This window comes from Salipiger aestuarii (assembly GCF_003259905.1).
Classification (GTDB): domain Bacteria; phylum Pseudomonadota; class Alphaproteobacteria; order Rhodobacterales; family Rhodobacteraceae; genus Salipiger; species Salipiger aestuarii.
In genome coordinates this window covers 36,099-47,142 of sequence record NZ_QLMG01000001.1, presented here as the reverse complement: position 1 = coordinate 47,142, position 11,044 = coordinate 36,099, and the positions used below count along the sequence as shown (strand labels likewise).

The window sequence follows — 11,044 nt, the reverse complement described above, 5'->3', positions numbered from 1 at the left end:
CAAACCGCCCCGCACTGTCTTGCACCCGCGCGCGCGCGGGGCTAGGGCTTGGGCCATGCGCATCGTACGGGATTATCAGTTCGTCGAAGATCAGGACCGGGGGGCAAGCGCCGCCCTGGGCAATTTCGACGGCGTTCACATCGGCCATCAGGCCGTCATCGAACTGGCCCGCGGGGCGGCGGACGGCGCCCCGCTGGGCGTGCTGACATTCGAACCCCACCCACGCGAGTATTTCGCCCCCGACATGCCGCCCTTTCGGCTGATGTCGGACAAGGCACGGGCCAGCCGGCTGGAAAAGCTGGGCGTCGATCGCCTGTACGAGCTGAATTTCAACGCCGCGCTGGCGTCGCTGACCCCGGGTGACTTTGCCCGGCAGGTCATTTCCGACGGGCTTGGCCTGCGTCATGTGGTGGTGGGCGCCGATTTCCGTTTCGGCAAGGACCGCAAGGGCACGGCCGGCGATCTCGCGGCATTTGGCGCGGAACTGGGCTTTGGCGTCACCATCGCCGAGCTTCTGGCGCAGGGGCAGGCCCGTGTCAGTTCCACCGCGATCCGCCAGGCGCTTAGCGATGGGCGTCCGCGCGAGGCCGCCGCCCAGTTGGGGCACTGGCACCGCATCGAAGGCGTGGTGATCGGCGGAGAGCAGCGCGGTCGCCAGCTTGGCTACCCGACCGCCAACATGTCGATCGAAGGGCTGCACCAGCCCAAGCTGGGCGTCTACGCGGTGGTTGTCGATGTGCTGACGGGCGAGCACAAGGGGCAGTATCACGGAGCGGCCTCTATGGGGGTGCGCCCGATGTTCGGGAACAACCTGCCGAACCTGGAAACCTATCTGTTCGATTTTTCCGGCGATCTTTACGGTGCGACGTTGTCCGTGGGGCTGGTCGAGTATCTGCGCCCCGAACAGAAATTCGACGGGCTGGATGCCCTGATCGCGCAGATGGACCGCGACTGCGTCCGCGCGCGCGGCATTCTGGCCGCGCTGTGAGCGACCCCATCGCCCGTACCGGCCTTGCGCCCCGGTTCTGGGAACGCAAGCCGCTGTCCCGGATGTCGGACGCAGAATGGGAGGCGCTGTGCGACGGCTGTGGCAAGTGCTGCCTGAACAAGCTGGAAGACGAGGACACCGGCGATGTCGCGCTGACCCGCGTCGCCTGCCGCCTGCTTGACGGCGAAACCTGCCGCTGTTCGCAATACCCGATCCGTCACCAGTTCGTGCCCGAATGCATCGTTCTGGGCCCCAGGAACATGGAAGACAACCTTTACTGGATGCCCGAAACCTGCGCCTACAAACTGCTGTGGCAGGGCAAGCCGCTGTACAAATGGCACCCTCTGATCACCGGAGATCCGGAATCGGTTCACCGCGCGGGCGTGTCGATGCAGGGCCGTACCGTGTCCGAGTTCGAAGTCGATGACGACGACTGGGAAGACCACATCATAGAGGAGCCGACCTGATGTTCTTTGCCTCTGACAATTCCGGCCCCGTGCCGCCGCAGGTGATCGACGCGCTGTCGCGTGCCAATGCGGGCCATGTCAGCGGCTATGGTGCCGATGCGCTGAGCCTGTCGGTCGCCGACCGCCTGCGCGATCTGTTCGAGGCGCCGCAGGCCGCCGTCTACCTCGTGCCCACCGGCACGGCGGCGAACGTGCTGGCGCTGGCGCTGCTGTGCCCGCCCTATGGCACGGTGTTCGCCTCTCCGGTCGCGCATATCCACGAGGATGAGTGCAACGCGCCGGAATTCTTTACCGGGGGGGCCAAGCTGACGCTGGTCCCCGGCAGCGACCGCATGACGCCCGACGCGCTGCGCGCCGCCATCGAGGGCGAACAGAACCGCGGCGTGCACGGCCCGAAACGCGGCCCGGTGTCGATCACCCAGGTCACCGAACGCGGCAACGTCTATTCCATGAACGAGCTGCACGCGCTGACCGCGGTCGCTCAGGAATACGGCCTGCCCGTGCATCTGGACGGCGCCCGGTTTGCCAATGCCGCCGTCAAGCTGGGCGTGTCCCCGGCACAGATGAGCTGGAAGGCGGGTGTCGACATCTGCGTCTTTGGCGGCACCAAGAACGGATTGATGGGCGTCGAGGCGGTGCTGATCTTTGATCCCGCCCGCGCCGAGGAATTCGAATACCGCCGAAAGCGCGGCGCGATACTGTTTTCCAAGCACCGCTATCTGGCGGCGCAGATGGATGCCTATCTCACGCGGGATCTGTGGAAAGACCTCGCCCATCAGGCCAATGCCCGCTGCGATCAGATCATCCAGGGGATGAAGGGCCTTGGGGTTTCCGTGCTGAACGACACCCACGCCAACATGGTGTTCTTTGACGCGGCGCGCAGCGTGCATCGGGCGCTGCACGACGCCGGGGTGGCCTATAACATCTGGGGCGCGCTGGACGGCGACCCGCAACAACAGATCATGGGCCGCCTTGTGTGCGACTGGTCGCTGGAACCGGCACAGGTTTCGGCGTTTCTGGATCATCTCGACAAGGCAGTCTGAAACGCGAAACGCCCCCTTGCGGGGGCGTTTCTCCGTGACGTGAGCATGTTACGGACAGAGAGTTCAGTTGAGAGCGAAGTGCAGCTCGTAGCTGCCATCGGTGAAATTGCCGAAAAGGTCGGGAATATCCGGATGATCCACCGGTTCGCCCGAATAATCGGCAATCAGGTTCTGTTCGGACACATAGGCCACATAAAAGCTCTGATCGTTTTCAGCCAGGAGGTGGTAAAACGGCTGATTCTTGACCGGGCGCGATTCTTCGGGAATCGCCTCATACCAGTCGTCGGTGTTGCTGAATTCCGGGTCCACATCGAAAACCACCCCGCGAAACGGGTGCTTACGGTGGCGAACGACCTGGCCCAGGTGATATTTCGCGCGGTGTGTGTGCATCTGTGAACTCATGGCCCAAGTGTTGTCATCATTGTGGCAGATTGTCCAACTTTGTGACGTAATTTAGCGGAAACACTCTGTGCGTCGAGGCCGCACAGTGGTGTGCAGCGCACAGTCCAAATCGCGCGCCACGGCTGGCTTTTGCCGCGCCCTCGTCGCTGGTGCAATTGTGATTCCATCGCCTGACGCAATGCTGTATCCTCTGCACAGGCAAGAGACCGAAAACGACAAGCCGAACACGGCGCAAAACACAAGAAGCGAGAGGCAGATGAGCAGATGGCTTCGCGCGCTGGTGCTCGTGTTGCTGGCGGCATCCTGCGGGGGTGGCGGTGGCAGCGGGACAGCACCACGCGATCTGGAAAACGCATGTGCAATCCTGGACGAACGTCCCCATTATGCCCGCGCCTTTCGCGCGGCCGAGCGCAAGTGGGGCGTGCCGATGCACGTGCAGATGGCGACGATTTATCAGGAAAGCAAATTCATCTCGGACGCGCGGACCCCGTTCCGCTATGCGCTGGGAGTGATTCCCTATGGCCGCCAAAGCTCGGCCTTCGGGTACAGCCAGGCGCTGGACGGCACCTGGGACGAATACCTGGAAGAAACCGGCAACCGGCGCGCGCGGCGTGACAACATCGCCGATGCGGTGGATTTCATGGGCTGGTACATGAGCGGCTCGCGGCGGTCGCTCGGGCTGAACATGCACGATGCCCGCAACCAGTACCTTGCCTATCACGAAGGGCGCACCGGCTTTCGCCGGGGCACCTACAACAACAAGGCCTGGCTGGTTCGGGTGGCCGACGATGTCGGCGAGCGATCGCTGGTCTATCAGGTGCAGCTGGCCACCTGCCGCGCCGCACGCTGAACGACTGCGCGGCGCCCCCGACGGGCGCCGCCGCCGCGATCAGTTGCTGACGCGGTTCACGTCGAAGGTGCGGTTCGACAGCTTGGTGTCCGACAGCCCGCCCAGGACCACGGTCGTGGTGCTGCCGTTGCCGTCGCGCACGACCCACTGGCGCAGTTCCACGGGGCTGTCGGTGAATTTCATCTGGATCGAGCCGTATTCGGGATGCGCCGGATCCTGCGCCGTCACCGTGGTTGCGGTGCCGTCATAGCTGTGGCCCGTGACCATGCCCGCCTGCCCCAGATTCACGTTGCGCGCGAGGATAATCGACAGCGGCGTCTGGCTGAGCGGGTAGGTTTCCGGCTGGCCGCCGACCTTTTTGTCAAAGATATAGACCGCGCCGGACCAGGCCAGCACCAGCGCCTGTTCGGGCGGATTGTATTCAAAGCGCATCTTGCCGGGGCGCTTGATATACACCGTCCCGGTCGAGATCGTGCCATCGCCGTTGATCTGCGTGAACGGGCTTTTGGCCGATTGCACGGTGTTGAGATATTGCGAAATCTGCCCGAGCGACAGTTTTTCGGCCGCTGCCGGAACGGCGGTCAGCGCGACCGCGGTCAGGGCGGCTGCAAGGGTACGGAGCATACGGGGTCCTTCCTGCTCGAATCATTGCCACGGGTATCGCACCCGCCTTGCGGTTATGCGATATCCGCCGGCCTTGCAGATCCAGATAGGGTGTAACCGCGCCCGGCCAAGCCCTGGCGCGCAGGCTCGGCGTGAGTTGGCGCCCCGGAACCCGCGCCTCAGACCGGGCGCCCGAGCAATGCGGCGAGGTAACGCCCGTAGTCGTTCTTGCGGAACATCTCGGCACGGGCGGCCAGGTCTTCCTTGCTGATCCAGCCTTTGTCATAGGCGATTTCCTCGGGGCACCCGGTCTGAAGACCCTGGCGTTCTTCCAGCGTGCGCACGAAGTTTCCCGCATCCAGCAACGAGCCGTGCGTGCCGGTGTCCAGCCAAGCATAGCCGCGCCCCATGCGTTTCACGTCCAGCTTGCCCTCGTGCAGGTACATTTCCAGCAAGGTGGTGATTTCCAGCTCTCCGCGCGCCGACGGCGCCACCTGTGCGGCCCGGTCCGGTGCCGAGCCATCCAGGAAATACAGCCCCGTCACCGCGTAATGCGACGGCGGCACGTCCGGCTTTTCGATGATGGCAGTGGCCTGGCCACCGGCGTCGAAAGCAACCACGCCATAGCGTTCGGGGTCCGCGACGCGATAGCCGAACACGGTGCCTCCGTCGGGGCGGGCATCCGCCTGCGCCATCAGTTCGGGCAGGCCATGGCCGTAAAAGATGTTGTCGCCCAGCACCAGGGCCGAGGGCGCGCCGTTCAGGAAATCCCGTGCCAGAATGAACGCCTGCGCCAGACCGTCGGGGCTGGGCTGCACCACATAGGTCAGCGACACGCCCCACTGGCTGCCGTCGCCAAGGGTGCGGATGAACTGGTCCTGATCCTGCGGCGTGGTGATGACAAGGATCTCGCGGATCCCGGCCAGCATCAGCACCGACAGCGGATAGTAGATCATCGGCTTGTCATAGATCGGCAGCAGCTGTTTCGACACCCCGATGGTGATCGGATACAGCCGGGTGCCAGAACCGCCGGCGAGAATGATGCCTTTGCGTGTCGTCATGCTGAAAATGCCTTTTGCTCGAATGCGCGCCGGGTCAGTCCGGCAGGTCGGAAAGGATGGCAGCAAGACCCCTGCGCCAGTCGGGGCGGGGGATGCCAAAGACGGATACGGTCGTGGTGCAGTCCATGCGCGAATTTCCGGGGCGTTGCGCCGGTGTCGGATAGTCGCTGCCGGGAATGTCGATGATGTCGCAGGCCAGTTCGGCCTGGGCCATGATCTGCCGCGCGAAATCGGCCCAGCTGACATCGGGTGCACCCGAGAAATGGTAGGTTCCGGTCTTTTCGGGCGCGTCTTGCAGCACGGCGGCGATGGCGAGGCAGGCGGCTGCGATGTCGCCCGCCGGGGTCGGACCGCCGATCTGATCGGCGACAACCGTCAGCCGGTCGCGGCTTTGGCCAAGCGCCAGCATCGTCTTGACGAAGTTCTTGCCATGCGCCGACACCACCCAGGATGTGCGCAAGATGGCATGGGGGCCACCTGCACCGCGCACGGCGGCCTCTCCGGCGAGCTTGCTGCGCCCATAGGCGCCCAGCGGCGCGGTGGGCGCATCGGGAGCAAAGGGCGCATTGCCTGCTCCGTCGAAGACATAATCGGTCGAAATATGCACCAGGGGAATGCCCCGGTCCGCGCATACCTGCGCGATGGCGCCGGGGGTGTCGGCGTTTATCACCGTGGCGAGGGCTTCTTGGTCTTCGGCCTGGTCGACCGCTGTGTAGGCGACCGCGTTGATCACCGCCGTGACGTCATCGCCGATGCAGGCCGCGCAGGCGGCGGGGTCGGTAAAATCCGCGGCGCCCCGGCCCAGAAACCGCGCCTCGGGGGCGCGGCGCGCCAGTTCCCGCGCGACCTGCCCGGTCTTGCCGAACACCAGGATCATGCGCGGACCCCCAGCCGCTGACCGACGCCGTGGCGTTCCTGCAGGGCGCGCCACCAGGGTTCGTTCGCAAGGTACCAGTCGACGGTCAGCTCCAGCCCCTGTTCGACGGTGACGGAGGGGCGCCAGCCCAGTTCCTCGCGGATGCGCACGGGGTCGATGGCATAGCGCGCGTCATGTCCGGGGCGGTCGGTCACAAAGGTGATCTGGTCGGCATATGACCCGTCCCTGGGGCGCTTGCGGTCAAGGATCGCGCAAAGCGTACGCACCAGATCAAGGTTGCTGCGCTCATTCTCGCCCCCGATATTGTAGCTGCGGCCCGGTGCGCCCCTGGCGACCACCAGCAGCAGCGCCTCGGCGTGGTCTTCGACGTACAGCCAGTCGCGCACATTGGACCCATCGCCGTAAATCGGCAGCGCCTTGCCCGCCAGCGCATTCAGGACGATGACCGGGATCAGCTTTTCTGGGAAATGGTAGGGGCCGTAATTGTTGGAGCAATTGGTCAGCACCACCGGCAGGCCGTAGGTTTCATGCCAGGCACGCACCAGATGGTCGGACCCCGCCTTGGACGCGGAATAGGGCGAGCGCGGATCGTAAGGCGTGTCCTCGGTGAACTGTCCCGTGGCCCCGAGCGAGCCGAACACTTCGTCGGTCGAAATGTGGTGAAAGCGAAAGCGGTCGGGCTTGCCCCGCGCCACCCAATAGGCCCGCGCGGCTTCCAGCAGGTGAAAGGTGCCCATGACGTTGGTGTCGATGAAGGTGCCCGGCCCGTCGATGCTGCGGTCCACATGGGATTCGGCGGCCAGATGCATCACCGCGTCGGGCTGATGCTTCGCAAGGATGCGATCCAGCGCGGCGCGGTCGCGGATGTCGGCCTGTTCAAAGACATATAGCGGGTTGTCGGCGACGCTGGCCACGTTGTCCAGGCAGGCGGCATAGGTCAGCGCATCGAGGTTCACCACCTGATGACCCTGCGCCACCGCGCGGCGCACCACCGCCGAGCCGATGAACCCGGCGCCCCCGGTGACAAGCAGCTTCATGCCGTGCCCTCCCACACGAAGGGGCTGTCGAAATCCGCCAGCAGGGGGGCTGCGGCATCCTTGTCCGACAGCACCGCGTCGCCCGCCAGGCCCCAGGCGATGCCGATGGACGGGTCATCGAAGCGCACCGCGCCGTCGCAGTCCGGCGCGTAATAGTCGGTACATTTGTAGCAGATCTCGGTATCGGGCTCGCGCGTGGCAAAGCCGTGCAGAAAGCCCGCCGGAATCAGAAGTTGCCTGCCGTTGTCGAACGACAGCTCTTCGCCAACCCATTGCCCGTAGGTGGGCGAGCCCTTGCGGATGTCCACCGCCACATCGAACAGGCGCCCCCGCCCGCAGCGCACCAGCTTGGCCTGCGCATGCGGAGGAGACTGGAAATGCAGGCCGCGCACCGTGCCCACCTGCGCCGACATCGAATGATTGTCCTGCACGAAATCGTAATGCAGCCCGTGGTCCGCCAACCGTCCGGCATTCCAGCTTTCGCAGAAGAAACCGCGCGCATCCCCAAACCGGCGCGGCGTCAGGACAAGAACGCCGGGCACACCGGTCGGCTGGATGTCTAGCATGGAACGGCCTTTCGCAACTACGACATCGCACAGGTCGCATAAGCCGCTTCGCCGTGTCAACGAAGCCGCACACCCGCGCCGCAAAAGCCCCCCAAAGACCGCGGCACAGCCGTGTCGTGCAGCAAAGGGCCGGCATCGCATTTCGCTCTGTGTGCAGAACGACACGATCGCTGACGCAACGACACGCTTTCGACCACAGAGGTTTGCAGCGCCCGCCCGCCCGCGCGACACTGCTCGCAAATAACAAGATGACGGGAGGCCCAGCCGCTTGCCCGACACTAAAGACGCGGTGGAGGGCAGAAATGCCGGTTGCAACACGGACAGCGCGAGGCAAACGCGCCGCGCGGAAACTTGCGCTGGCATCGTCTTTCTGCGCGCTGTCGGCACAGGCGGCCCTGCCCCAGGAAAGCCAGTGGGCGTGGAACCGCCCGACGCTGAATTTCATGGGCGTGCCGGGCATCGTCGATATGCCGTCGGCGCACCCGTCGCGCGATGCCGATATCGACCTGTCGCTCAGCATGCTGAACGGCTCACGCCGCCTGACCGGACATTTCCAGATCACCCCGCGCATTTCTGGCGTGTTTCGCTATGCCAATCTCGACAGCTACGCGGGTATCGACGAATATTATGATCGCAGCTTCGATCTGCGGTTCCTGCTGGCCGAGGAAGGCCCGACAGCGCCCGCCGTCACGCTTGGGCTTCAGGATTTCGGCGGCACCGGGATCTATGCCGGCGAATATCTTGTCGCAACCAAGACAATCGGTCGCCTGCGCGCCACCACCGGACTGGGCTGGGGGCGTTTTGCCAGCCTGGGGGGCTTTGCCAATCCGCTGGGCGTGCTTGGCGACAGGTTCGAAACCCGCCCCGATGGGCCGGGAGGGGTGCAGGGCACCGGCCGGCTGGACGCCAAGCAATGGTTCCGCGGCGATGCGGCGCTGTTTGCCGGTGTGCAATACGCATACAGCGATCGCATGGTGCTGTCGGTGGAATATTCGTCCGACGATTACGCCGCCGAAGAAGAAAACACGTCTTTCGAGCATCGCTCGCCGTTCAATTTCGGCCTGTCCTGGCGCGTCGGCGACCGGATGCAGTTGAATGGTGCCTGGCTTTACGGGTCCACCATCGCCGCCGGGCTGACATATACCTTCAACCCCAGGACCCCGAACGCCTATCCGGGCGGGTTCGACCGCGCGCCATTTCCCGTGACGCCGCGCGCGCCGGGCGCCGCCAACGATCTGGGCTGGGCGCGGCAGGCGGACGCGGGCGCGATCCTGCAAGACAACATGCAGCGCTTTCTTGAAGCCGATGACCTTGTGCTTGAAGGCTTCGACGTGGCGCCGCACACCGCCCGCATTGCGTTCCGGATGGGCCGCCAGAGCGGGCCTGCGCAGGCGGTGGGGCGCGTCGCGCGGATGATGACCAACAACCTGCCGCCCTCGATCGAGCGATATGAAATCACGCTGGTCGGCCACAACGGCCTGCCGGTCAGCACCGTGGTGATAAACCGGTCCGACCTTGAAGAGCTTGAACACGCCCCCGACGGCGCCTGGCAAAGCTTTGCCCGCGCCCGCATCGAGGATGCCCGCGACCTGCCCCCGGCCGCCGTGGCACGGTTCCCGCAGTTCGACTGGCGCGCCGGACCCTACCTTGAAGCCAGCTATTTCGACCCCGACAGCCCGATCCGACTGAGTTTCGGCGCCGAGCTGAGCGCGCGCTACGAACCGCGCCCCGGTGTCGTGTTCCAGGGGGCGCTGCGCCAGAAACTGTCGGGCAGCGCCGGAGACCTGCCAGACTCGAATTCCGATCTGCCGCATGTGCGCTCTGACAACGCGCGCTACGCCGATCAGGATTCGGTGACGCTGCGCGACCTGACGGCGGCGAAGTACTTTCGCCCCGGCGACGACCTGTTCGCCCGTGTCAGCGCGGGCTGGTTCGAACCCATGTTCGGCGGCGTTTCGGGCGAGATGCTGTGGAAGCCGGTGGACAGCCGCCTCGGGCTTGGCGTCGAAGTCAACTACGCCAGACAGCGCGACTTTGCCCAGGACCTCGGGTTTCAGGATTACGACATCCTGACCGGACATGCCTCGGCCTACTGGGAAGGCGACGATGGCTTTCTGTATCAGGCAGACGCCGGGCGCTATCTGGCCGGCGACTGGGGCGCGACCCTTGGCATCGACCGCGAATTCGACAACGGCATCAAGATCGGCGCCTTCGCCACCTTCACCGATGTCAGCTTCGACGAATTCGGCGAAGGCTCGTTCGACAAGGGCATCCGGTTCGAAATTCCGCTGTCGGCGCTTGTCGGCCAGCGCACCGACACCACCATCGCGCGCACCATCCGACCCGTGCAGCGCGACGGCGGCGCGCGGCTGGACGTGAACGGGCGGCTGTACACCCAGGTGCGCAACTTCCAGCAGCCCGGCCTGCAATCCGACTGGGGGCGGTTCTGGCGATGAAATTTCCGGCATTCTTGCTGGCCGCGACGCTGGCCCTGACCGCCTGTAGCAGCGATAGCGAAACAAGCCGCGCCGTCGACATGCTGCGCGGGATGCTTGCGGCCAAGCGCGCGGGGCCGCAGCTGGCGCTGCGCGATCGGCTGACTCCCGACATGGTGGCACAGACGGGAACGCCGCTTCAGATCGCAAGCTTTGCGCAACGCGCCGGCGCGCAGATCCTGTTTGCGCCGGAAACGCAGAACCGGGGCTATGTGTCCTGGCGCTCGCCCACGGGCGAAAGCATCGTGACCCTTGGCGGGCTGTTGCAGGCGACCCGCGGCATGGGCGGCGATCTGATGAGCGCCGATCTGGCGGATGTGCAGGTCGCGGTTTCCGGGCAAGCGCGCCGCGCCGAACGGGTGCACCGCTATCTCGACGGTGAAAATCACATCGTCGCCATGGCCTTTGTCTGCGACTACGCGCGCACGCCCGACCAGACCACCGCCTATTTCCGCACGCTGGCGGTCACGCGCGTCACCGAAACCTGTACCGGCCTGAATGACCGCTTCGAGAATCGCTACTGGCTGGACGGCGCGGGGCGGATCGTGCGTTCGGTCGAATGGATCGGCCCCGCTGTCGGCTGGGTCGAACGCGAACAACTTGCGCGATGACGCGCCCCGAACCGATCCAACCGATCCATTTGCGCGCAACAACC

At 65.1% G+C, this 11,044-nt stretch carries 12 protein-coding genes; 6 read left to right on the top strand and 6 right to left on the bottom strand.

The features are described from left to right. Window positions 1-55: 55 nt before the first annotated feature. The 3 genes from ATI53_RS00280 to ATI53_RS00270 are packed head-to-tail and all read left to right on the top strand — an operon-like array spanning window position 56 to window position 2,498. Window positions 56-988 carry a bifunctional riboflavin kinase/FAD synthetase gene (locus ATI53_RS00280; protein ID WP_009504417.1) on the top strand — a complete coding sequence of 311 codons (933 nt, stop codon included), beginning with the start codon at window positions 56-58 and terminating at the stop codon, window positions 986-988. After that, entirely contained in the window at window positions 985-1,455 is a 471-nt protein-coding gene (locus ATI53_RS00275) for a YcgN family cysteine cluster protein (RefSeq protein WP_009504418.1), read from the top strand. The genes ATI53_RS00280 and ATI53_RS00275 overlap by 4 nt, the downstream gene beginning before the upstream one ends. Then, window positions 1,455-2,498 carry a threonine aldolase family protein gene (locus ATI53_RS00270; RefSeq protein WP_111549438.1) on the top strand — a complete coding sequence of 348 codons (1,044 nt, stop codon included), beginning with the start codon at window positions 1,455-1,457 and terminating at the stop codon, window positions 2,496-2,498. The genes ATI53_RS00275 and ATI53_RS00270 overlap by 1 nt, the downstream gene beginning before the upstream one ends. Window positions 2,499-2,561: 63 nt before the next feature. On the opposite strand, the gene hspQ is transcribed toward ATI53_RS00270, so the two are convergent. Next, a complete protein-coding gene (gene hspQ / locus ATI53_RS00265) occupies window positions 2,562-2,888 on the bottom strand; it encodes a heat shock protein HspQ (protein WP_009504420.1) in 327 nt (108 codons plus the stop codon). A 268-nt stretch (window positions 2,889-3,156) separates the two neighbouring features. On the opposite strand from hspQ, the gene ATI53_RS00260 reads away from it, so the two are divergent. Then, window positions 3,157-3,750 carry a transglycosylase SLT domain-containing protein gene (locus ATI53_RS00260; protein WP_009504421.1) on the top strand — a complete coding sequence of 198 codons (594 nt, stop codon included), beginning with the start codon at window positions 3,157-3,159 and terminating at the stop codon, window positions 3,748-3,750. A gap of 39 nt (window positions 3,751-3,789) precedes the next feature. Here ATI53_RS00260 and ATI53_RS00255 read toward each other — a convergent pair whose 3' ends face one another. From ATI53_RS00255 to rfbC, 5 genes are all read right to left on the bottom strand, one after another. Beyond that, window positions 3,790-4,374: a LolA family protein gene (locus ATI53_RS00255; RefSeq protein ID WP_009504422.1), complete on the bottom strand. Its 585-nt coding sequence runs from the start codon at window positions 4,372-4,374 to the stop codon at window positions 3,790-3,792. Between the two features lie 158 nt (window positions 4,375-4,532). Continuing rightward, on the bottom strand, window positions 4,533-5,414 hold the full coding sequence (gene rfbA / locus ATI53_RS00250; RefSeq protein WP_009504423.1) for a glucose-1-phosphate thymidylyltransferase RfbA: 882 nt from the start codon (window positions 5,412-5,414) through the stop codon (window positions 4,533-4,535). Between the two features lie 34 nt (window positions 5,415-5,448). Then, window positions 5,449-6,291: a dTDP-4-dehydrorhamnose reductase gene (gene rfbD / locus ATI53_RS00245; protein ID WP_009504424.1), complete on the bottom strand. Its 843-nt coding sequence runs from the start codon at window positions 6,289-6,291 to the stop codon at window positions 5,449-5,451. Further along, complete coding sequence (rfbB, locus tag ATI53_RS00240; RefSeq protein WP_111549437.1) at window positions 6,288-7,328, bottom strand: dTDP-glucose 4,6-dehydratase; 1,041 nt, start codon at window positions 7,326-7,328, stop codon at window positions 6,288-6,290. The genes rfbD and rfbB overlap by 4 nt, the downstream gene beginning before the upstream one ends. Further along, complete coding sequence (rfbC, locus tag ATI53_RS00235; RefSeq protein ID WP_009504426.1) at window positions 7,325-7,894, bottom strand: dTDP-4-dehydrorhamnose 3,5-epimerase; 570 nt, start codon at window positions 7,892-7,894, stop codon at window positions 7,325-7,327. The genes rfbB and rfbC overlap by 4 nt, the downstream gene beginning before the upstream one ends. A 302-nt stretch (window positions 7,895-8,196) precedes the next feature. Here rfbC and ATI53_RS00230 point away from each other — a divergent pair, with 302 nt between their 5' ends. Both ATI53_RS00230 and ATI53_RS00225 read left to right on the top strand, forming a co-directional pair. Then, on the top strand, window positions 8,197-10,350 hold the full coding sequence (locus ATI53_RS00230) for a YjbH domain-containing protein (RefSeq protein WP_111549436.1): 2,154 nt from the start codon (window positions 8,197-8,199) through the stop codon (window positions 10,348-10,350). Beyond that, window positions 10,347-11,000 (top strand): YjbF family lipoprotein, encoded by a 654-nt coding sequence (locus ATI53_RS00225; RefSeq protein WP_009504428.1) that lies wholly within the window; start codon window positions 10,347-10,349, stop codon window positions 10,998-11,000. Before ATI53_RS00230 ends, ATI53_RS00225 begins: the two co-directional genes overlap by 4 nt. The last annotated feature ends 44 nt before the right edge of the window (window positions 11,001-11,044 follow it).